22 protein-coding genes and 1 pseudogene are annotated in these 21818 nt (G+C 65.9%); 6 read left to right on the top strand and 17 right to left on the bottom strand.

Annotated elements, in window-relative coordinates; translation table 11 throughout:
- Positions 1–26 precede the first annotated feature (26 nt).
- The 3 genes from AB0M74_RS19025 to AB0M74_RS19015 all read right to left on the bottom strand — a co-directional run bounded on the left by AB0M74_RS19025 (position 27) and on the right by AB0M74_RS19015 (position 4079).
- A complete protein-coding gene (locus AB0M74_RS19025) occupies positions 27–1430 on the bottom strand; it encodes an SPFH domain-containing protein (protein ID WP_366527565.1) in 1404 nt (467 codons plus the stop codon).
- 243 nt (positions 1431–1673) lie between these two features.
- Positions 1674–3131 (bottom strand): MFS transporter, encoded by a 1458-nt coding sequence (locus AB0M74_RS19020; RefSeq protein ID WP_366527564.1) that lies wholly within the window; start codon positions 3129–3131, stop codon positions 1674–1676.
- Between the two features lie 3 nt (positions 3132–3134).
- Positions 3135–4079, bottom strand: a complete 945-nt coding sequence (locus AB0M74_RS19015; RefSeq protein ID WP_366527563.1) for an NAD(P)/FAD-dependent oxidoreductase — start codon at positions 4077–4079, stop codon at positions 3135–3137.
- Between the two features lie 62 nt (positions 4080–4141).
- Here AB0M74_RS19015 and AB0M74_RS19010 point away from each other — a divergent pair, with 62 nt between their 5' ends.
- Positions 4142–4600 (top strand): MerR family transcriptional regulator, encoded by a 459-nt coding sequence (locus AB0M74_RS19010; protein ID WP_366527562.1) that lies wholly within the window; start codon positions 4142–4144, stop codon positions 4598–4600.
- A 63-nt stretch (positions 4601–4663) separates the two neighbouring features.
- On the opposite strand, the gene AB0M74_RS19005 is transcribed toward AB0M74_RS19010, so the two are convergent.
- Positions 4664–4867 (bottom strand): cold-shock protein, encoded by a 204-nt coding sequence (locus tag AB0M74_RS19005; protein WP_327114982.1) that lies wholly within the window; start codon positions 4865–4867, stop codon positions 4664–4666.
- A gap of 294 nt (positions 4868–5161) precedes the next feature.
- Between AB0M74_RS19005 and AB0M74_RS19000 the strand changes: the two genes are divergently transcribed.
- Positions 5162–5569, top strand: a complete 408-nt coding sequence (locus AB0M74_RS19000; protein WP_366527561.1) for a hypothetical protein — start codon at positions 5162–5164, stop codon at positions 5567–5569.
- Here AB0M74_RS19000 and AB0M74_RS18995 read toward each other — a convergent pair.
- Positions 5556–6572, bottom strand: a complete 1017-nt coding sequence (locus tag AB0M74_RS18995; protein ID WP_366527560.1) for an AEC family transporter — start codon at positions 6570–6572, stop codon at positions 5556–5558. The two genes, AB0M74_RS19000 and AB0M74_RS18995, sit on opposite strands and share 14 nt — an antisense overlap.
- 190 nt (positions 6573–6762) lie before the next feature.
- Positions 6763–8232, bottom strand: a complete 1470-nt coding sequence (gene rpsA, locus AB0M74_RS18990; protein ID WP_366527559.1) for a 30S ribosomal protein S1 — start codon at positions 8230–8232, stop codon at positions 6763–6765.
- Positions 8233–8513: 281 nt separating this feature from the next.
- Between rpsA and AB0M74_RS18985 the strand changes: the two genes are divergently transcribed.
- Positions 8514–9368: a class I SAM-dependent methyltransferase gene (locus AB0M74_RS18985; RefSeq protein WP_366527558.1), complete on the top strand. Its 855-nt coding sequence runs from the start codon at positions 8514–8516 to the stop codon at positions 9366–9368.
- A gap of 67 nt (positions 9369–9435) precedes the next feature.
- On the opposite strand, the gene AB0M74_RS18980 is transcribed toward AB0M74_RS18985, so the two are convergent.
- Positions 9436–9609, bottom strand: a complete 174-nt coding sequence (locus AB0M74_RS18980; protein WP_366527557.1) for a hypothetical protein — start codon at positions 9607–9609, stop codon at positions 9436–9438.
- Positions 9610–9686: 77 nt separating this feature from the next.
- Between AB0M74_RS18980 and AB0M74_RS18975 the strand changes: the two genes are divergently transcribed.
- Entirely contained in the window at positions 9687–10691 is a 1005-nt protein-coding gene (locus AB0M74_RS18975) for a helix-turn-helix transcriptional regulator (protein ID WP_366527556.1), read from the top strand.
- An 84-nt stretch (positions 10692–10775) separates the two neighbouring features.
- Here AB0M74_RS18975 and AB0M74_RS18970 read toward each other — a convergent pair whose 3' ends face one another.
- A complete protein-coding gene (locus AB0M74_RS18970) occupies positions 10776–10979 on the bottom strand; it encodes a cold-shock protein (RefSeq protein ID WP_366527555.1) in 204 nt (67 codons plus the stop codon).
- 18 nt (positions 10980–10997) lie between these two features.
- Entirely contained in the window at positions 10998–11309 is a 312-nt protein-coding gene (locus tag AB0M74_RS18965) for a hypothetical protein (protein ID WP_366527609.1), read from the bottom strand.
- Positions 11310–11314: 5 nt separating this feature from the next.
- Between AB0M74_RS18965 and AB0M74_RS18960 the strand changes: the two are divergent.
- Positions 11315–11428 (top strand): annotated as a pseudogene (locus AB0M74_RS18960) (alanine-phosphoribitol ligase); the annotation flags it as partial.
- Between the two features lie 468 nt (positions 11429–11896).
- On the opposite strand, the gene AB0M74_RS18955 reads toward AB0M74_RS18960, so the two are convergent.
- From AB0M74_RS18955 to AB0M74_RS18945, 3 genes are all read right to left on the bottom strand, one after another.
- Entirely contained in the window at positions 11897–12049 is a 153-nt protein-coding gene (locus AB0M74_RS18955) for a toxin-antitoxin system HicB family antitoxin (RefSeq protein ID WP_366527554.1), read from the bottom strand.
- A 9-nt stretch (positions 12050–12058) separates the two neighbouring features.
- Complete coding sequence (locus AB0M74_RS18950) at positions 12059–12943, bottom strand: SPFH domain-containing protein (protein ID WP_366527553.1); 885 nt, start codon at positions 12941–12943, stop codon at positions 12059–12061.
- 65 nt (positions 12944–13008) lie between these two features.
- The gene (locus AB0M74_RS18945; RefSeq protein WP_366527552.1) at positions 13009–14382 is read right to left on the bottom strand and encodes an FAD-binding oxidoreductase; all 1374 of its coding nucleotides are present in this window, start codon (positions 14380–14382) and stop codon (positions 13009–13011) included.
- A gap of 71 nt (positions 14383–14453) precedes the next feature.
- Between AB0M74_RS18945 and AB0M74_RS18940 the strand changes: the two genes are divergently transcribed.
- Positions 14454–15356 carry a LysR family transcriptional regulator gene (locus tag AB0M74_RS18940; protein WP_366527551.1) on the top strand — a complete coding sequence of 301 codons (903 nt, stop codon included), beginning with the start codon at positions 14454–14456 and terminating at the stop codon, positions 15354–15356.
- A gap of 17 nt (positions 15357–15373) precedes the next feature.
- Here the strand turns inward: AB0M74_RS18940 and AB0M74_RS18935 are convergent, their stop codons facing one another.
- The 5 genes from AB0M74_RS18935 to AB0M74_RS18915 all read right to left on the bottom strand — a co-directional run bounded on the left by AB0M74_RS18935 (position 15374) and on the right by AB0M74_RS18915 (position 21810).
- Positions 15374–16180, bottom strand: coding sequence for an amino acid ABC transporter ATP-binding protein (locus tag AB0M74_RS18935; RefSeq protein WP_366527550.1), 807 nt, complete (start codon positions 16178–16180; stop codon positions 15374–15376).
- Complete coding sequence (locus tag AB0M74_RS18930; protein ID WP_366527549.1) at positions 16177–17139, bottom strand: amino acid ABC transporter permease; 963 nt, start codon at positions 17137–17139, stop codon at positions 16177–16179. The genes AB0M74_RS18935 and AB0M74_RS18930 overlap by 4 nt, the downstream gene beginning before the upstream one ends.
- Positions 17140–17142: 3 nt before the next feature.
- Positions 17143–18006, bottom strand: coding sequence for an ABC transporter substrate-binding protein (locus AB0M74_RS18925; RefSeq protein ID WP_366527607.1), 864 nt, complete (start codon positions 18004–18006; stop codon positions 17143–17145).
- 477 nt (positions 18007–18483) lie between these two features.
- A complete protein-coding gene (locus tag AB0M74_RS18920) occupies positions 18484–20073 on the bottom strand; it encodes a carboxylesterase family protein (protein WP_366527548.1) in 1590 nt (529 codons plus the stop codon).
- Positions 20074–20712: 639 nt separating this feature from the next.
- Positions 20713–21810 (bottom strand): isocitrate/isopropylmalate family dehydrogenase, encoded by a 1098-nt coding sequence (locus tag AB0M74_RS18915; protein WP_366527547.1) that lies wholly within the window; start codon positions 21808–21810, stop codon positions 20713–20715.
- Positions 21811–21818 lie beyond the last annotated feature (8 nt).

The following is a 21818-nucleotide window of genomic DNA, read 5'->3' as shown; positions in this document are numbered from 1 at the left end:
GCGAGGATACCCGCGCCCGACCTCGATCACGGCTTCGGTGCGAATGCCTCCATCACGGCAGCCAGCTGGGCGATCACGCCGGACAACGCGGCCGAGTCGCCGCCGAGTTGGAACGATTTCAGTTCGGCAGGGGCGGGCAGCTTGGCGACGATCTCCGGCAGCGACTCCACCAGCTGTGCCTGGATCGCCGTGGTATTGCGCTCGTTGGCGGTAACCACCCCGATGTGGTCGCGCTCCAGGTCGAGCAGGGCGGCCTCGTGTGCCGCGCGGGTCCGGGCCGCTGCCTCGGCCAGCTCGCCGTCGCGTTCCAGCTGCCGCAACTCCTGGGTGCGGCGCAAGTTTTCGGTGCGTTCGGCGTGTTGTTCACGTTCCAGCCGTAGCGCGTGCAGTGCGGTCTCCTGCGCGAGATCGGCGACGGTGCGCTCGTCGTCGTGCTGCCGGGTGGTGCGGCGCAACTGTTCGGCGGTCTCCCTGTCGAACCGCGCCGCCTCATTGCGTGCGCGCAGTTCGGCCAGTTCCCGCTCGTTCTCGATACGCCGCTCCTCGGCGATCCGATTCGCCTCGGTCTCGCGCGCCGAAATCACTTCCTGGGTTGCCAGTTCCGCGAGGCGGGCGATCTGGCTCTGTTCGCTGCGGTAGGGCTTCTGCAGATTCTCCCAGAGCGTGGACGAGCTGACCACCGCTTCCTTGATCTGTACGGTGACGATGCCGAGGCCGAGCCCCCGGTCGCGGCCGTCCCCTGCCGCATCTCCGGATCCCTCGGCCACCGCTCGGAGCCTCGCGGTCAATTCCTCGATGATCGGCTGCTTGTCGCTGAGCACATCCCGCACCCCCATGGTGGACACCTTGTCCTTGATGGCGGCCTCGGCCTGTTCACGCAGCTGAATGTTGACCAACCGCATCGGATCCTCGCCGTCGGAGAAGTCGAGCTTGCGATAGGCGGTGGCGAAATCCTCGATGATCCACTGCACGTACCCCTGGACCAACACGCCCTGTAATTCGCTGCAGATGCAGTAGGCGTTGATCAGGATCGTCTGCATGGCACCGGGCACCACCAGATACGCGTCGGTCGCGGGATCGAAGCGGAAGGAGACGCCAAGCCCGATGTGCAGCGGCTCGCTCCGACCACGCCGGGTGTGCACGACAAAAGCGTTGGGCGGCACCAGAACCGTGCGCCACCGCCAGAATCCGGTGACCTTGACCTCCACCGGCCCCGGCCCGCCGCCCTGTGCAGCGGGCCCGACTCGATCGGCGCGCTTGGCCATGGCGCCGCGACGTATCGGCTGCGCCGGTCCACCGGGCGCGGCCGCCGGTGCGGGCGCAAACGCCTCCGCCGCCATCGGCTTGCGTGTGCGCAAGTCACCTTCGAGTGCGGCCTGCTGGGCAACGACCTGCTCGAGATAGTCGTTGCGGCCCGAATTGCTCCCCATGCCCGGCACCCTACCGCCGAACACGACCCTCGACAGCCCGAATTCGGTTACCCCCGAATCGATCCCGCGCACCGCCACCGGCACCGATCCCGCGTGGTCCACCGCACCGCCACAGGCATCGGTCCCGAGCGCTGCGGCCGGTCACGAGATCGAACCAATTATCAGCGACGAAGGGACGCGCCCCAGATCGGAGCCTCCCGACGGCAATCGGGAGGCTTCGGGCACGCCAGACGGCGGCGCAGACTACGGTGCCTGCCGGCTCGAGTCGGCTCGGTCTTCCCCGGTCGACCGGCGTTGCCGAGCGGGATCCGGAATCGCGAGTGTCAGCACGAGCAGCACCATGGTCAGCGGAAGAGCCCAGATCAAGGTATCCGGAATCGCATCGGCCGTAGCCGTTGCGGAGGCGGGTTTTCCGGCCAGTTCGTGGCCGAGGACACCACCGTAGACTGCGATGCCGAGCGACATGCCGAGACCGCGCAGAGCCAGCGCAGCGGACGTGACCGCGCCGAGTTCCGTTGCGGCGACAGCATTCTGCGCAACTGTCACCATCAGCTGCAAGATCATGCCGATGCCGCTGCCGAGCACGATCAGCCCCAGCGCCACGGCGAGATAGCTCGACTCCGCATCGAGCAGACCCAGCAATGCGAATCCGAGAACGATCACCGCCGCGCCGCCGATCAGGAAGGGCCGGTATCTGCCCGTCTTGCTCGCCAGACTGCCGGCGAGGAACGATGACACCATGAATGCGACGACATACGGATTCAGCGCCAGGCCTGCCTCGGTCGCGCTCATGCCGAAGGCGCTGCGCAAATAGGTCGGCAAGTAGACGATCGACGAGTACATCAGCACTCCGAGGACCAGTGTCGCGGGCAGGATGACGCCCGTGACCCGGTGGGTGAACAGTCCCAACGGGATCACCGGGTCATCGGTGCGGCGTTCCCGCCACACGAAGGCGCCGAGCATGATGACCACCGCGGCACCGAGGCCGAGAATCAGCCCGACACCTGCGGGGTTCGAACCGCTGGACCATTCACCGATCAGCAGAACTCCGATCACCGCGCCGACAAGCAGCACGGAGCCACCGACATCCAGCCGAACGGCGATGCCACCACGCGGCAGTCTCAGCGCAAACCCGACAAGTGCCATCGAGATCAGGCCGAGTGGCACATTGATATAGAAGATCCAGCGCCACCCCACGGCGTCGGTGATCGCCCCGCCGACGAGCGGACCGCTGACGGCGGCCACGGCGAAAATCGCGCCCACCGCGCCCTGCACCCGGCCGCGCAGGGCGACAGGGAACAGCTCGGCAAGGGCGATCGTCGGAATCGTGAACAGTGCGCCGGCACCGACCCCCTGCATGGTGCGCAACACCACGAGCTCGGTGAGCGTGCCCGCCATGCCACACAGCGCCGACGCGATGGTGAATATACCCACCGCGGTGAGGAACACCGGCCGCCTGCCGAATCGATCGCTGAGCCTGCCGTACAGCGCGCCCGTCGCCGTGGAGGCCAGCACATAACAGGTCACGATCCACCGCAGCGAACCGACATCGCCGAGGTCACCCGCAATATCCGGCAGCGCGATACTGACGATGGTCTGGTCGAGAACCGAGAGCAGCATGCCGAGCGCAAGCCCGGCGGCAGCGAGCGGGACATTGCTGGTGCGCGCAGCCGGTCCGGCCGCGGTCGTGGTGACGGACACGACTCACTTCTCCTGTGCGATAAAGGGGTTCGGCAGCTGAAAGTCGGCGCTGACCAGGTCTTGGTCGAGGACACTGCCCGCGACGGTTCCAGCTGCGGCAGCCGCGACGACCGCGGCCAACGGAACCGGGATCGTTGCTCGTCGGGCCATGTCGCCCGCGGCGTAGACGCCGGGCACGCTGGTCCGGTGAAACTCGTCGACCTGCACCGTGCCGTCCGGGAACGCGGCGCAACCGAGCAGCGCGGGTAGCGCGGACCGCTGGGTCCAGGTGCTTCTGACGAAGGCGACTTCGCGCCGCAGCGCCGGTCCGCCCTGGAAAGCGAGCGCATGGAGCTTGTCACCGGCAGCCTCGAACCCGGTGATGCGTTCGCGGCGGATCATGACACCGGCTGCCGACATGGCCTGCGCCGCGGACGGCGGAACATCCGCCGGTCCGTTCGTACACAGGATGACATCCGCGCTGAACCGGCTCAGATGCAGCGCGAGCCGGATGCGGTCGGATTCGCCACCGATCACGGCGATCGGCCGCTGACTGCTCTCGAAACCGTGGCAGTAGGGACAGTGGAACACCGCCCGCCCCCACAGCTCGGCGATACCCGCGATATCGGGCAGCTGGTCGACCAGGCCACTGGCCAGCAGCAGCCGCTTGGTCTCGGCCTTCGCGCCGTCCGCGAGCTGCACGATGAAGCTGTGATCACCTCGGGCGACCCCGGTGGCCGCACCGTCGCGAACCTCGACGGTGGGATACATCGCCAGCTGATCGCGGCCGATCGCTCGGAGCTCGGCAGGCGGCACGCCGTCGCGGGTGAAGAAATTGTGAACTGCGGCGGCGGGTGCGTTACGTGCGTGACCGGAGTCCAGCACCAGAACGCGTCGGTGGGCACGACCCAGGGTCAGTGCGGCCGAGAGTCCGGCCGGCCCGCCGCCGACGACGATTACCTCGAACATATGGTCCTCCTCGTGATGACATCGCCTTGACATCACGGACCACTCTGCATGTTAATGTGAACATGAAGTCAAGCCCCGACGGCGATATCCACTTCACCGATCCCACCCCTGGCACCGGTGAGTTCACGATCGGCGCGCTGGCGGCACGCTTCGGTCTTGCCACACACGTGCTGCGGCACTGGGAGTCGATGGGCTTACTGCAACCGGCCGGGCGGGTGAGCGGCCGACGACGCTACGTCCAGGATCATGTGGTCCGGGTCGCGATGATCGTGCGAGGCAAGGCAGCCGGGCTGAGCCTGGAGCAGTTGCGGAAGATGCTCGACGCACCGGACCGTGCCGCACGCCGAACCGTGCTGGCCAGACAATATGAGGAGCTCGGCGTCCGGATCGCCGAAGCGCAGGCCTCGCAGCGGATGATCGAGCATGCGATGGCATGCGAAGCAGAGGACTTCACGCAATGCCCGACATTTCGACAGCTGGTCGCGGCGGTAGCCGAGGGTAGCAACACCCCACCCGGGTAGTCACCCCGAAATACGCAAAAACCCCGCACCCAGAGGGTGCGGGGCTTTACCAAGCTGCGTCGATCAGATGGCGCGGACGTCCTGGGCCTGCGGGCCCTTCTGTCCTTGGCCGACCTCGAACTCCACGCGCTGTCCTTCTTCAAGGGACTTGAATCCCGAGCCGGAAACCGCGGAATAGTGAACGAAGACGTCAGGGCCGCCACCGTCTTGCGCGATAAAGCCGAAGCCCTTTTCGCTGTTGAACCACTTCACACTGCCTTGAGTCATTGCTTACTTCATTCTTTTCTGTAGATGAGCCAAGCGGATCACGTCGATAAGCCTGATCTCACTGGACAACCATGCCATGGATCCACGGCAAATGACCAAGAGTGTGAGCCAACCGACCCTCGGCACCGGGTACGACCGCATCGCAGCCGCCGCCGCGATGCGCCGATCAGGCGATTCCGCCACGCGGGGCGACCTCGGAGTTGGACCATAGATGCACGCGGTGCGGTGAGGGCCGCGTTCTCGTCCCGATGTGTTCAGCGATCCGTTTACGTCACACAGGAGGAACGAAGAATCATGATGACCACTCGGAATCATCGCGGCACTGTCCGTACCGCAACCGTCCTCGCATCGATGGGCGCCGCCCTGGTGCTGACCGCTGCCCCCGCGCTCGCCGCCACTACCGTCGACATCGCCGGTGCCACTCCGAACAACGTCGGCGTCGAATACAGCTGCGAGGCCGACGCCGGAGTGACGAGCATCAAGGTGATGGCGGGAGAACCCACCGCGGAGCGCCCCGCGGCCCTCGGCACCCAGAACGACGTCGCCTGTGACGGCACACAACACGCCGCCACCGTCTCCTTGGCAGGATCCTCCGGCGAGACGCCATTGGCGTCGGGTGCGGTCGTGCAGGTACGTGCGGCCTTGGTCGACCAGAACGACGTGGTGATATCCGGGCAGGCGAAGGTGCTCACGCTGCAGTGAAGCCCGTGATCAGCAGCCACAGCGGCAGCAAGATCAGTGCAATGACGGACGTCTTCGCGACGATCGCGGCCGCGAGGTCGACGTCGGTGTCGTAACGCTGCGCAAAGATGAAGAGGTTCTGTGGTGCGGGCATAGCGGCGATCACCACCAGGTAGGTCAGCCATGGGCCGGTGATACCGAAAAGGTACTCGGCGACGACGAATGCCAGCAGTGGGAGTGCGACACATTTGCAGGCAATCAGCACGTACTCGTCGCGCGCGGCTGGGCGCAGTCGCAAACCTGCCCCGCCCAGGTGCAGGCCGAGTGCGAACAAAGCCACCGGCGCGGCCGCATTGCCGCTGAAAGCCAGCGCATCACGGACCCACCCCGGCACCGGAACATCCGTCACATTGGCGGCGACGCCGAGGTAGCAGGCGATGACGATCGGCGTACCCAGCGCCGCACCAATGCCACGCACCACGGCGGTGCGCATCGGACGATCCGGGTCCTCGCGCGCCGCACCGTATTCCATGATGGCGATGACGACCACCGTCAGCACACAGACCTGGAGCAGGATCGTCGGAAAGACCGGCGCGGCATCATCGAACAGGAGCACGAAAACCGGTATGGCGAAGTATGTCGTGTTGACCTGGACGCCCGCCATGATCCGCAGAGCAGTGCCCCGCACATCGGCGCCCATCACCCGGCGCGCGGTAGCGCCAACCACCGCCATCCCGACAAACACCGTGGCCAGGTATGCGGCGATCGCCACGGGGTCGAACACCTGCCCCAGATCGCTCGCATACAGCGAACCGAACAGGTAGCACGGAATCGCGAAGAGAAAAGCGAAGTCGGAGAAGGCCTTCGAGCTCTCCGCTCCGATGAGCTTGCGCCGCGCGAATACCACGCCACCGCCGAACACCACAACGACCGGCGCCAATTTCGCCGCGGTGCCGGCAAGGCCGCTCAATCGGTCCCCGTTGTCGCGCCCGCCTGCGGTGATGCAGCCGCCGGAAACGGCCATACGGCGCCCGGCACTATCAGATCGAGATGTTGACCTGTCACCGAGAAGAGCCTAGAGACAGGCTGCGCAGACTGCGAGCGGGCCAGCGGGACCTTCGCACACTGACCTGGGAGCTTGTGCTGACCCACGGCACACGAACGGGAAGGCCCCGGTCCGCGAACGGACCGGGGCCTTCCTCGTAACGTGCCTATCAGGCGTTGCCGGAGAGCTTCTCCCGCAGAGCCGCCAGCTGCGCGTCGCTGGCCAGCGAACCACCGGCCGACTCGGGCGCGCTGGAGGAGGACGCCTGCGAACCGCTCTCGGAGGAGTAGTTCGACGAGCCGCCACCGTTCGCGGCCTCGGCCGCGGCGTCGGCCGCCATCTTCTCCATTTGCGCGGTGTGCATCTTGTGGCGACGCTCAGCCTCGGCGTAACGGCCTTCCCACTCTTCGCGCTGCTTGTCGAAACCTTCGATCCAGTCGTTGGTCTCGGAGTCGAAGCCCTCGGGGAAGATGTAGTTGCCCTGCTCGTCGTAGCTGTCGGCCATGCCGTACTTCGACGGATCGAACTCGGCGTGGTAGTCCTCGTTGGCCTGCTTGAGGCTCAGCGAGATCCGGCGACGCTCGAGGTCGATGTCGATGACCTTGACCATCGCGTCGTCGCCGACAGCGACAACCTGGTCCGGGACCTCCACGTGGCGCTCGGCCAGCTCGGAGATGTGCACCAGGCCCTCGATGCCCTCTTCGACGCGCACGAACGCACCGAACGGAACCAGCTTGGTGACCTTGCCCGGGACGATCTGGCCGATCGCGTGGGTGCGGGCGAACTGACGCCACGGGTCTTCCTGAGTCGCCTTGAGCGACAGCGAAACCCGCTCGCGATCCAGGTCGACGTCGAGCACCTCGACGGTGACCTCGTTGCCGACCTCGACAACCTCGGAGGGGTGGTCGATGTGCTTCCAGGAGAGCTCGGAGACGTGCACCAGGCCGTCGACGCCACCCAGGTCCACGAAGGCACCGAAGTTGACGATCGAGGAGACCACACCCTTGCGGACCTGGCCCTTCTGCAGCTGGTGCAGGAACTCGCTGCGGACCTCGGACTGGGTCTGCTCGAGCCACGCGCGGCGGGAAAGGACCACGTTGTTGCGGTTCTTGTCCAGCTCGATGATCTTGGCCTCGATCTCCTTGCCGACGTACGGCTGGAGGTCGCGGACCCGACGCATCTCGACGAGCGAAGCGGGCAGGAAGCCACGGAGACCGATGTCGAGGATCAGGCCGCCCTTGACGACCTCGATGACGGTGCCCTTGACGGCCTCGTCCTTCTCCTTGAGCTCCTCGATGGTGCCCCAAGCGCGCTCGTACTGAGCGCGCTTCTTCGACAGGATCAGGCGGCCTTCCTTGTCCTCCTTGGTGAGAACGAGAGCCTCGACCTCATCGCCCACGGAAACGACCTCATTAGGGTCGACATCGTGCTTGATGGAGAGCTCACGGGAAGGGATGACGCCTTCGGTTTTATAACCGATGTCGAGCAGGACCTCGTCGCGGTCGACCTTGACGATGGTTCCTTCGACGATGTCGCCGTCGTTGAAGTACTTGATCGTGGCGTCGATGGCGGCGAGGAAATCCTCGGCGGAGCCGATGTCGTTGACGGCTACCTGCGGCGAGGTGACGGTGGTGGGCATGTGTCGGTTTGCTCCGGACGGATTGTGGTCGGTTGCGGACATTGGAACTTTCGGTACGCTGCGAACTCACCGCGATGACGCGACGTGACGGACATAATGAACGTACCGCACGGCAAAGCTTGTGAAACTCAGCGCGGGTGCTCTGCTACCTCACCTGTTACTTCAGCCCCTTCTGAGGACATCGGTACGGCAGTACAGAAGGCACTCGCGCGTTCAGCGTACGCGACCTTGGTCCGGCCGGGCAAACCGGTCTCGACGCCACGCCGGACTACGCTGGCCGCGTGTCGGAAGATCGCCATGCGCAAGCAAACACACTGCTCGGAACGGCCGGGACCGCGCGCACCCGGATCGGCTCAGCAGCCAGCCAGCAGGCCAGCAGACGCTGGTGGGATGCCGATGCTACCCAGTATCACCAGACCCACGCCGATTTCCTCGGCGTCGATTCCCCCGACGGCGAGTTCGTGTGGTGTCCCGAGGGCTTGCACGAGGGGGACATGCATTTCCTCGGCGAGGTTGCCGGCAAGCGGATCCTGGAGATCGGCTGCGGTTCCGCGCCGTGCGCACGCTGGCTCGCCGGACAGGGCGCGCACCCGGTCGGCCTGGACCTATCGATGGGCATGCTCGAGCGCGGTCTTGCCGCCATGGCCCGCGGCGGACCCCAGGTTCCCCTCGTGCAGTCGGGTGCCGAAGCGTTGCCTTTCGCCGACAGCGCCTTCGACCTCGCCTGCTCGGCTTTCGGCGCGATCCCGTTCGTCGCCGACTCGGCGCAGGTGATGCGCGAGGTCGCCCGGGTGTTGCGCCCGGGCGGGCGCTGGGTGTTCTCGGTGAACCACCCGATGCGCTGGATCTTCCCCGACGATCCCGGCGAGGCCGGTCTGACCGCCTCGATCCCCTACTTCGACCGCACCCCCTACGTAGAGGTCGACGGCGAGGGCGAGGCCACCTATGTCGAGCACCATCGCACCATCGGCGACCGGGTCCGCGAGATCGTCGCCGCGGGCCTGATCCTCGAAGACATCATCGAACCCGACTGGCCGGAGTGGCTGGACCGCGAGTGGGGCCAGTGGAGCCCATTGCGTGGCGAATTATTTCCTGGCACAGCGATTTTCGTCACGAGCAAGCCGAAAGCCCGATAGCGCCCGCACGCCGACCGAGTGAATGGGGCCCATAGCCGGGTATATGCCGCGACGATGGGCGCTCGATTCATCCGGCCGCGGTCACGGCTCGGGCAGGCTGGTCGGCCACTTCCACCAGGTAGGTCTCGTGCGCGATCAGCAACGCTCGCGATTGCGGAGTCGCGGTGACCTTGCGGAGGTCGTCGCGGAACGCCGCCGCGGCGGCGACCGAATCGAAGTCCAGGTCGCGCAGCGGAAACATCCCTGATCCTGGGGATCTTCGCCCTACACTGAGCGCGCGCCGAGCGCGCGCGAACTACTCGATAGGGTCGAGCGCCGGTGTCACCGCGAGCTGACGCGAAGCGGCTGCGTGAGGTAGTGCTGGACGAGGTGCGCCGCACGATCGCCTTCGACGGACACGTCTTCGCCCTCACCGACCCGGTGACCCGGGTGGCCACCTCACCACTGGCCGACGTGCCGGGCCTGTCCTGGCCCCGGCTGCCCGAGCTGATCCGGCTGCGCTATCTGACCCGCGTCAACCGGTGGCCGGAGCTGCTGGACACCGAGGCGGGCGCCCGATCCCTGCTGCGCGCCACCGGGGGCGACCCGTCGCGGTCACTGCTGTGGAACAACGGCCAGCGCGCACTGGGTGTGGTCGACAGCGCCTCGTTGGCGCTCGGCGATCGGTACGGGTGCTGGGGATTCCTCGAGCTGCTTCGAATATCGTCGCCACCGTTCACGGTGACCGATCTGACGGCGTTGTCCGCGCTCGCGGGAACCATCACACTCGGGCTGCGCCGAGCACTCGGGCGCACCTTCGCAGCACCTGCCGACCAAGTGCCACGGGTGGGTCCCGCCGTGGTCATCCTCGACCCGGATCTCCAGGTCCGCATCCAGACCGAGGCAGCGGCGCTGGCATTGCTGCGGCTCAACCCACCGGATGAGCCGATGCCGCCGATACCGGCCTCGGTGTACAACGTCGGCGCCGCCCTCATCGCCGCGGAACACGATCTCCCGGTCGGCCCGGCGCGGTCGCGGATCAAGCTGGGTGGCAGCCGGTGGGTGACAGTGCAGGCCGATCGCATCGGTGGCGGCGATATCGCGGTGTCCATCGAGCCGAGTACACCCGAAGAGCGAATGGACCTATTTGCCCGCGCGCATGCGCTGTCGGCCCGGGAATCGGAGGTGCTCGCGCTGCTCGCGGCCGGGTTCGATTCCCGGCGGATGGCGGCCGAGCTAGTGCTGTCCGAGCACACCGTCAATGACCATGTGAAAGCGATCCTGGCCAAGTGCGCAGCGCCGACTCGACAGACCCTGCTGTCGCGGGTGCTCGGGATCACCTAGCCGATCACGCCCGGTCGATCACCCGAAAACCTGTGCGCCGTCGAGGATTCCAGACCCATCGGCGACGCACAGGCTTCAAGAACGTCAGATCGGCCGCACGTTTTCCGCCTGCGGACCCTTCTGGCCCTGGGTGATGTCGAACTCGACCCGCTGGTCGTCGTTCAGGCTGCGGAAGCCCGTGTCGGCGATCGCGCTGAAATGGACGAAGACGTCCGGCCCTCCGTCGTCCGGAGCAATGAAACCGAATCCCTTGTCCGCATTGAACCATTTGACAGTGCCCTGCATCATCACTCCCGCCGTTGGAATCTATGACCGAACGTCCTGATACTGCCTGGTCCACCCGCAGATTCCCAGCATTTGACGCCGTGCTGCGCCGTAGGAATTCAGCGCGAAGGCGCAATGGCGGGCTCCGACCGGCCGAATTCCGCCGGCAACGCGGCGCGCGGCGGCGATATGCGCCTCGAGATCGCCGCCGGAATTCAGCCAGATCTGGTATCCGGCGCAGAAGCAAGACATGCCGACCTCGGCCCAGAGCAGCGGTCGCACGTCCGCACCACCATCGACTTCTATCCGGCGCGCAAGATGCTCGGCGAAACGCAGGACCATCGGGCCGATCACCGCCGAAACTGGCCAACCTACAAACGGCCTATGAGCTGGCCGGGCGGCTCGGGCCCCGCGGGATCAAGGTCAATGCTTTCGATCCAGGCCTGATGCCGGGTACCGGACTGGCCAGGGACGCCGGGAAATCGGGCAGTTCCTCTGGCGCACGGCCGCACGCGCGGTGGTCGCCTTGCCCGGCGTGCATACCTGCCACCTCGGGCGCCGATCTCGCCTGGCCGGCGACCGATCCCGGTGACCGATGCGCCCGGTCGCTACTTCGTCGGACGCGCCGAGCGGGCGTCGTCCGGTGCGTCCTACGACCTCGATCTGCAGCACGCACTGCACTGACGACGCCATCGACTACTGGACGAGCTCACCGTAGCGGCAAGTTCCGAGCATCCTGACCGCAGCGGCGTCGGTACGTCCGACAAAGGCGAGCAGTCACCGATGTTTACCCACCACGCCGAGTCGCCTGTCGAGACTCGGTGTGGCCGTTGCGACGCGTACCGCAACGCGACAGCACGCCGAAAGGCCCCGCCACCGGAGCGTTCCAGCATTTCCACTGGAATCTCGGGGACGGGGCACGCGGCCGGAACTCGCCTCGGTCACTTCGGCTTTCGACCCGCCTGCTCCAACGCACGCCGCAGGGCGTATTCGATCTGCGCATTGATGCTGCGCAGATCATCGGCCGCCCATTGGGCGATGGCGTCGTGCACTGCCGGGTCGAGGCGGAGTAAGAGCTTCTTCCGTTCAGCCATCGCCGCGACTCAGGAGTAGATGGATCCGGTGTTGACCACGGGCTGGATGGCCCGGTCGCCACACAGGACAACCAAGAGATTCGACACCATAGTGGCCTTTCGTTCCTCGTCGAGTTCGACCGTGCCCTGTTCGGCCAGCTTCTCCAGCGCAAGACCGACCATGCCGACGGCGCCCTCGACAATGTGGGTACGCGCGGCGACCACCTGCGCGGCCTGCTGCCGGACCAGCATGGCCTGGGCGATCTCGGGGGCGTAGGCGAGGTGGGTGATCCGGGCCTCCAACACCTCGATGCCCGCCATTTCGGTGCGTTCCCGCAGTTCGACCGTCAGTTCCCCAGCAACCTCGGCACCGTCGCGCAGGCTGGTGCGATCCGCGTCGTGCGCGTCGTAGGGATGTGTGGTCGCCAGGTGCCGAACCGCCGCCTCGGACTGGGTTTCCACGTACTCCTCGTAGTCGTCGACAGCGAAAGCGGCCTTGAAGCTGTCGACCACCCGATAGACCACCACCGCGGCGATCTCGACCGGGTTGCCGTCGGCGTCGTTGACCTTCAGCTTCTGCGTCTCGAAATTGCGCACCCGCAACGAGATGCTGCGGCGATCGGTGAGCGGAACCACCGAGAAGAACCCGGGTTCACTCACCGAGCCGATGTAGCGACCGAAAAACTGCACCACCTTCGCCTCGTTCGGGTTCACCACGGTCAGACCGGTTGCGAGCAGGAGCAACACGACCACGATGACCGTCGCGACAATCGCACCGACCAACGCGGGCGCATTGTGGTTGCGCCCCGCGATCACGTAGCCGAGTACGGCACCCCCACCGAACAAGATCGTGAGCACCAACCAACCCAACAGCACCGAAAAGCCGTTCAGGCGGAATGCGTCCCGAAACTTCATAACATCCTCCGAAGTATCAAAGTGATATCACAATGCTAGCAGAGAAGGCCGGGAGCGCAATCGGTTCAGTGGGCCGCAGCGATGTTGCGGTTGAAGCGGAACATGTTGTGGGGGTCACTGTTTGCCTTCAGGGTGGCGAGGCGGGCGTAGGTGTCGGGGGTGTAACCGGTGCGGGTCTGGTCCTCGGTGGCGGCCGCGCCCGCGCCATAGAGGAAGTTGAGATTGTGGCCGAGGGTCCAGGGGGACAGTGCCGCGCGGACCGCCGCATGGTCGGCGGGAGCTGTTGCGGCACTGCCCGGTTCCGGCATGGTGATCACACGGACGATGAAGCCTGCGTCGCGATAGTCGATGGAGATTCCCGCGGCGCCGGGCCTACGCAGCGCTCCGCCGAGGTGACGAATGTCGACTACGGCCTCGATCGGTGCGTCAGGGCCGGTGACCGCGAGCAACGCCGACCGGGCTTCCGGACCGAGGTCGGAGAGTAGGGCGTTGGTCGCCGCGTAGGCGTGTGGGTGGTCGGGGTCGCCGTGGATAGCGTGCGACTCGGCGTAGGGCATCGCGCGCAAGTCGTCGCGCAAGCGGTCGCCGATCGCGCGAAGCGGTGCGACCAGCTTCTCTCCCTCTTCGGCGGGGCCATCGAAGGCAATCCGGAACGACGCCACATAGCGGCCACGCAGCGGCGCGGGGACCTGCGGAATATCCGGAAAGGTCAGCATGGTGACGGTCGAGGTCAGTTGCTCGGGGACCGTGTCGGTCCACTGCCGCCACACATCGAGCGCCCGCTCGACCAACGGCGTATCGAATACCAGCTGACCGCCGTACACCGTGGTCACCGGAACCAGCTCCACTTCCATGGCGGTCACCACGCCGAAGTTGCCGCCGCTGCCGAGCACCGCGCCGAACAACTCGTCGCCGGGAACCAGCCTGCGCATCCGTCCGTCGGCGGTGACCAACTCGATGACGCGCACATGATCGGCCGCGTAGCCGAATTCCCGGGCCAGTAGCCCGAGTCCACCGCCGAGGGTGTAGCCGACGACGCCGACCGATGGCGATGAACCGTTCAGCGGCGCGAGCCCGTGCCGCGCCGCCGCCTCGACCAGCGCGCCCGCCCGGACTCCCGCCGCGACCCTCGCGGTTGCCGCGACAGGGTCGATCCGAATGCCGGTCATGCGCCGGGTGCTGATCAGCACGCCACCCTCGGCGGCGACCGACAACCCGTGCCCGGTGGCCTGAACCGCCACTGGAAGTCCCTGGCGCGCCGCGTATTCCACCGCGCTGCGCACGTCCGCCGCGTGCACGGCCCCGACGATGAGCGCGGGTCGGTGGGAGTAGGCGGTCTGGAAGCCCGCGATCTCGTCCTCGTACCCGGCGTCGCCGGGATAGAAGACGGGGCCGGTGAAGGCGTCGGCATCAATGATCTCAGCTGCGATGTTTCCCATGGCTCACACGATGCCCGCGCCCAGATAAGAAGTACAACAGATAGTTATGCTTGCTTCTAGAATAACTAGTTATGGAACTGCGTCAGCTCCGCTACTTCGTCACCGTCGTCGAGGAAGCCAACTTCACCCGCGCCGCGGCCCGCCTGCACCTGGCCCAGCCCGGGCTCAGCGCCCAGATCCGGCAGCTCGAACGCGAGCTGGGTCAGCAGCTGCTCGATCGCAGCGGCCGTTCGGTGACCATGACAGCGGTGGGCGCGGCAGTGCTACCGCATGCGCGCGCCGCACTCGCCGCGACCGAGCGGATAACGCGGACCGTGGACGAATTCACCGGACTATTGCGTGGGCACGTCCGCATCGGCTGCATCTCGGGCACAGCCACCGAGGACTTCGATATCTCCTCGGCACTGGCCGACTTCCACGACGATCACCCACAGGTCGGCATCAGCCTGACCGAGGACACCTCCGAACGGATGCTGGCCGCGGTGCGGCACGGCGAGCTGGACATCGCCCTCGTCGGATTGACCGGAGCCGACCTCGATGCCGGTCTCGGTATCGACGTCGTGCTCGATACTCCGATCGTCGCGGCCGTCGCACTCGACGGACCGAATCGAACACACATCCCGCTCGGCGAGCTCCGCGACCACCCACTGATCTGTCTGCCACGCGGCACCGGTATTCGCGGCGTCTTCGACCGCGCCTGCGCCGCAGCGGGTTTCGAGCCGGATGTGGCATTCGAAGCCGCCGCGCCGCCGCTGTTGCTCCGCCTGGCCGCCCGCGGCCTCGGCATCGCGGTGGTACCCGCGCCGAACCCCGAGGAAGCGGCGGCATTCGGGGTACGGGTGCTACCGATCAGCGAGCCGCAGCTGCACGGTAAGCTCGCACTGGCTTGGCGGCGCGATCGGCCGGGCAGTCCTGCCGCTGAAGTCCTACTCGGTCAGCTCCGAATCAGTCTGGCGCGCACCAGGACTCCGTAGCCGGTACGCGGGCGGCGCTACAGCAGTCGCGACAGGAACGCCTGGGTGCGGGCTTCCTGCGGGTTGGCCAACACCTCACGCGGCCTGCCCGCTTCGACGACCACGCCGGCGTCCATGAACACCAATTGATCGGCAACCTCACGCGCGAAACCCATTTCGTGCGTGACGACCACCATCGTCATGCCCGATGACGCCAGCTCGCGCATCACGCCGAGCACCTCGCCGACCAGCTCCGGGTCCAAGGCCGAAGTCGGCTCGTCGAACAACATGAGCTTCGGATCCATGGCAAGCGCCCTGGCGATCGCGACACGCTGCTGCTGACCGCCCGACAGTTGTGCGGGATAGGCATTTGCCTTGTCCCCCATGCCGACTCGCTCGAGCAGCTCGTGCGCCCGAGCCACCGCAACGGATTTGCGCACCTTCTTCACCTGAGTCGGCGCTTCGATGATGTTCTCCAGCGCCGTGCGGTGCGGGAACAGATTGAAATGCTGGAACACCATGCCGATATCGCGGCGCTGCTTGGCCGCATCGCGCGGATGCAGCTCGTAGAGCTTGTCGCCCTTCTCCCGGTAGCCGACCAGGTCACCGTCCACATAGAGCCGGCCGGCGTTCACCTGCTCGAGGTGATTGATGCAGCGCAGGAACGTCGACTTCCCCGAACCCGAAGGGCCGATCAGGCACAGCACCTCGCCGCGCGCGACCTCCAGCGAAATCCCCTTGAGCACCTGTAGCGCGCCGAAGCTCTTGCACACCTGGTCCGCGACGATCATCGGCGGCCGGTCGGCCTTTTCGACGGCGGAATCCTTGTCGAGGTCGACGGTCATTTCGCCTTCACAATCTGTTGCGCATCGGCCAACTCCTGCAACTGCTTCGCGGTCAACTGCCGCGAGACACCACGCGAGTAGTAGCGCTCCAGGTAGAACTGGCCGACCATCAACACGCTGGTGATCGCGAGATACCACGTGGCAGTGACCAGCAGCAGCGGAATCGGCTGAAAGTTCACACCGTAGATATCACGCGCCCTGCCGAAGAGATCGGTGGTCAACGGCAGCGCGGTGACCAGCGACGTAGTCTTGAGCATGCCGATCAGCTCGTTACCGGTCGGCGGGATGATCACCCGCATCGACTGCGGCAACACCGTCCTGCGCATCGTCTGCGACCAGGACATACCGAGCGCGGTGGAGGCCTCACGCTGCCCCTCGCCGACGGAATTGATTCCGGCACGGACGATTTCGGCCATGTAGGCGGCCTCGTTGAGGCCGAGTCCGATCACGGCGAAGGTGAACGCCGCCTGCAAATCCTGCACATCCAGCTGCAACAGCTGCGGCCCGAACGGGATGCCGAGGGCAATCTGCTTGTACAGGGACGGGAACAGGCCCCAGAACACCAATTGCACGAAAACTGGTGTGCCGCGGAAGATCCAGAGATACACCCATGCCGTCGCTCGCAGCACCGGGTTGGGCGACAGGCGCATCACAGCGAGCACTGTGCCCAGCGAGACGGCAAGAGCCATCGCCAGGATGGTCAACTCCAGTGTGACCACCGCGCCGGAGACGATCCGGCTGTCGAACAAGTATTTTCCGTAGGTGTCCCACCGGTAGGCCGGATTGGTCTTGGCGCCGTATACGAACAGGCCGACCAGAATCAGAATGATCGCCGCGGCGATCCATCGCCCCGGACGGCGCAGTGGCACCGCCTTGATCGGATCGGGCTGCGACAAACCGGCCTGCCCACCAGGCCCGGCGTTGTCGCCGCCCGCCGACGGGGTGTCCTGTGTGGTCATCGATCAGCTCTCTGCGCCGTTGATGACCGACTTGGTGATCGCGCCTTCCTGTACGCCCCAGTTCTTGGTGATCTCGAGGTACTTGCCATTGTCGATCAGGTGCTGCACCGCGGCCTGTAGTGCCTTGCCGAGCGCCGAACCCTTCGGGATCGCCCAACCGTAGGGCGCGGAGTCGAAGACCGGACCGGCGGCCTCGATCTTGCCGTCGCTCTTCTTGATGCCGTAGGCGGTCACCGGGGAGTCCGCCGACATGGCGTCGACCTGGCCGAGCACCAGGGCCGTTGTGGCCGCACTCTGCTCATCGAAGGACTTCTTCTCGATGGCGGGCTTACCCTCGGCAACGCACTTCTCGCTGCGCTTGGGGATCTCGTCGGTGTCCTGGACCGTGGTGGCCTGGACCGCGACCTTCTTACCGCAGGCGTTGTCCGGGTCGACCGGCTTACCGGTCTGCTGCGCCCACTGGCTGCCTGCCTTGAAGTAGGTGGTGAAGTCGACGCTCTGCTCGCGTTCCTTCGAGTCGGTGATCGAAGACATGCCGACGTCGTAGGTGCCCGCCTGAATGGAGGGGATGATCTTCTCGAAGGACGACTCGAGGTATTCGGCCTTCACGCCGAGCGTAGCGGCGATCGCGTCCATCAGGTCGACATCGAAGCCGACGATCTTACCGCTCGGGTCCTTGTACTCGTTGGGCTGATACGGAATGTTCACGCCGACGACGAGCTTGCCGGACTGCTTGACCTTGTCGGGAAGTTGCGCGGCGATCGAGTCGACCTTGTCGACACCGGCCACCTTCGCCACCTCGGGGCTGCTGTCCTCCGAATTACTACAGCTCGACAGCACCAGCACGCCGCCGGTGACGACGCACATCGCCTGCAGGGCGCGCCTGCCAAAAACCGATCGAACAGACACAGCAGCCCTCCACATTTCGGATTCAACCCGGGTGTCACCACCCGTTGGCAATCTAAGCGACCGGAACGCTTCATGCTGGACAGTCACGAAAGAACGACACGAAGTCGTTGCGAACTCACCACTGCCCAGGCGCCGGCACGCCGCCGAGACACCCTACCCCCTCAGATCCTGACCAGCGGCTTTGAGGGGCAGTGACCGCCGTGTCCTCTGACACACTCCGGTCACCGATACCGCCCCGCTGCTCGACTCTGCCGGCCACGCGCGTCGACGGCCGACCCGCAACGACTACCGCTCAGCGCCGGGCGGAGCCCGGAACGGGCTGGTGAGCGTCCGAAATCATCGCATGGCGGCAGTGCCGATCCGAGCCCGGTCGACCTCGGGCGCAGTTGCCGATTTCCGCCGCATCGAGGGATTTGTCTGCACCGCTGGGCGGATTCAGTGGGGGCGTTCGGACCAGAATCCGCAGTTGTGCTCGGCGGCGAAGTCGTAGGACATGGTGCTGTCTGTCGCCCGCATGGTCAGTACCGGCCCGTCGGAGCTTTGCCCGGTCGGTTCGGGCCAGGCCGACCACAGGGGTGAGCCGGGTCCGTTCGGGTTGCCGGTGTGGGCGAAGGTGGTCCACCATCGCCGCATTTGTCGGGCGAAGGCATCGGACGGTCCGGTCCATGGGATCGGCAGGCTCATCAGACTGCTGAACAGATAGGGCAGTTCACCGGCGTGAAAGGCGCCGGGCAACAGGGGGTTGGCGTCGCCGAATGGGGCTTCGTCGAATTCGTACTGCCAGACCGGATGTCCGGTGTCGCGGGCGACGCGGGCGACGAACAGTGCGGGGCAGGCGAACAGGCTGTCGGTGATGACCGCGGATTGGGCGGCCGAGGGTGAGGGGTACCGGTCGAGTGGGTATTGGGCGAGTACTCGGTCGGCGTAGGCGCCGAATGATCGGCGGACGTAGCGCTCGTAGCTTGCGGCATCCGGGATGCGGCCGCGCGCATAGTCCGAGTCGACGATGAACAGTGCGCCTTCGTTGCTGTTGTTACCGACGATGAGGGGTATCTTTCGGTCAGCTGCTCGCTCGAGTGCGGTGTCGAGTGTTCGGGTGACGACGACGCCGTCGACGGTGGGTATCCAGGTCGGTAGTCCGTCGAATTGGGCGATCGGTGATTCCAGGAGTTTCGCGGCGGGTAGTGCGCGTAGGCATGCCAATTGTGTTGCGGGATCGCCGCATCCGACGCTGTCGGCGTACTGCTGTGAGCGCCTGAAAGAGTCGTCGCGGTTACGGGGCACCATGGGCGATCGGGCGCAGGATCCGCTTTGGATAATGGCTTTGTTGTAGAGGCCGTCGGAGGCGGGTGCGGCGAAGTGTGCGCAGATACTTCCGGCGCCGGCCGATTCACCGAAGATCGTGACGTTGGATGGGTCGCCACCGAAGGCGTGGGCGTTGTCGCGCACCCAGCGTAGGGCTTCTTGTTGATCCTGGATGCCAGCTGTTCCCGTCGCGCCACCGGGCTCGGCAGCCAACTCGGGTAGCGACATGAATCCGAATGGTCCGAGGCGGTAATTGGGGATGGCCACAATGACGTTGCCTTCGGCGACCATCCGGCTGGGCGCGTCGTACTGGCTGTTGGAGCCGTCGGTGTAGCCGCCGCCGTGGAAGAACACCATGACCGGCAGGTTTCTGTCACCGGCGCCGTCGGGCACGTATAGGTCGATACTCAGGCAGTCCTCGCTGGTGGGGCCAGTCGGAAACGGGTCGGGCAGGAGTCCGGTCTGCGGACACTGTGGCCCGTGGCCGTGAGCTTGCCGGATGCCGGGCCACGGCGGTGCGGGCCGTGGTGGGCTGAATCGCGCTTCGCCGCCGGTGGGTGCGGCATAGGGGACGCCCAGGTATTTGGTGATTCCGTCGGCGGCGAAGCCGGAGATCTCGCCGCCGGTCACGACTACATCGGGCGAGGTCGCCGCGACGGGCACCGAGGCACCCGCGAACGAGAGGCCGGTTCCTGCCATCACACAGATCGCGGATCGCATGATCAAGTGAATCATTGCTGCCCAATCTCTTCGATGTTGTCGCTGCGGTCGGCGGCGATGGAGCTTCCGACGGCGTCGGGACGTCGCGGTAACCGGCGTTGATCGGCTGGATGTCGAGCTGCACTGCGGTGTCGGAATCAGCAGATGAACTGGACTCGAAATACTGCAAAACTGCGGCGCTCATAGCTTCAGCCGCCTGGCCACCGCACACCCACGAGACTCCCCCCACTGTTGATCGACTCGTGGGTCGAGTGGTTCAGGCCGAGTGTGCGGCCTGGTTGATTATTTCAAACTCGGCCGGGGTGAGTTTGCCGAGTCGTTTCCGTCGGCGTTTCGGTGGCACGATCCAGCTGGAGATGTCACTTCGGATACCGCTGCTGACGGATCGGCTCTTGTTCTTTCTCTGATACGCGACTGCCATCGGCGATGACCTGGCGCAACGGACCGCGGGAGTACAGCAACACCTGGTCGAGTCGAACCACACGGCGACCCAAGGCCACCGAGGTGGCAACGCGAAGCGACTGCGGACGGTGACCTTGCCACTCATGAACTCGCTGATATTGCGAATTCGCCGCGATTCGCGGGTCGGTAACGGAAGATCAATCCGGTCCGTGCTGAAACCCGAGCGCAATACGCTGATTACCGGCGGTGGACCCTGGCGCAAACTTGCTCGGCGAATTCACTCGTCGACGCGAGACCACCCAGGTCAGCGGTCGCGATACCAGCCTCGAAGGTGGCCGCGACCGCGCGCTCGACGCGCTCCCCCGCGTTGCGCAATATTCGGTCGGCGTTGCGAGTCCCCAACCAGTTCAACAACATTGCCGCCGACAGCTGCAGCGCCACCGGATTCGCGCGATTACGTCCCGCCAACGTCGGTGCGGCGCCGTGCACCGCCTGCGCCATCGCACGGGACTGCGAGCAGTTCAGCGATGCCGCCATGCCGAGTGATCCACTCAGCTCTCCCGCCAGATCGGAGAGGATGTCACCGAAGAGGTTCTCGGTGACGAGCACATCGAAATCGCGGGGCGCGCGGACCAGATGAGCCGCGGTCGCGTCGACATGCTCGTCGATGACCTCGATACTCGGATAATCGCGGGCGACCTCGTAGCAGACATCGCGGAACAGCCCCATCGTCATCGGCAGCACATTGGCCTTGTGCACGATGGTCACCCGCTGACGACGCGTCGCGGCCAGCCGGAAGGCCTCTTGGGCGATCAGCTCACAAGCGCGGCGGGTGACGACGCCGACAGCCATCGCGACATCGGGTGTCGGCCGGAACTCTCCCGACCCGGCGAACATATTGCGGTCGGCGTAGAAGCCCTCGCTGTTTTCCCTGACAATCACCAGGTCGATGAACGGCGCGGCCGCGCGCACACCCGTGAATGCCCGTGCGGGCCGGATATTGGCGTACAGCCCGAACCGCTTGCGAATGGCGCCGCCGGGCGCGACCGCCCCACGATGCGCGGCCGGGTAGGACGCATTGTCGTGCGGTCCGAGGATCCACGCGTCGAGTCCCGCCAAACCGGTCAAGGTCGCCTCGGGCAGCGGCTCGCCGAACTCTTCGATCGCGCGATGACCCATCAGCAACGGAACCCACTCCACCGGATTCGCACCGGCGGCGGCCATGGCCTCGTCGACCACTGCCCGCGTCGCCCGCACGATCTCGGGGCCGATCCCGTCGCCGTCGATCAGACCGAGACGGAGTGTCGAACTGTCGCGTTGCGTCGCATCGTTCACCAGGTCAT

The sequence above is a fragment of the Nocardia sp. NPDC051463 genome (genome assembly GCF_040681975.1).
GTDB lineage: Bacteria > Actinomycetota > Actinomycetes > Mycobacteriales > Mycobacteriaceae > Nocardia.
The sequence above is the reverse complement of the archived record's forward strand: the minus strand, read 5'-3'. Positions and strand labels throughout refer to the sequence as shown.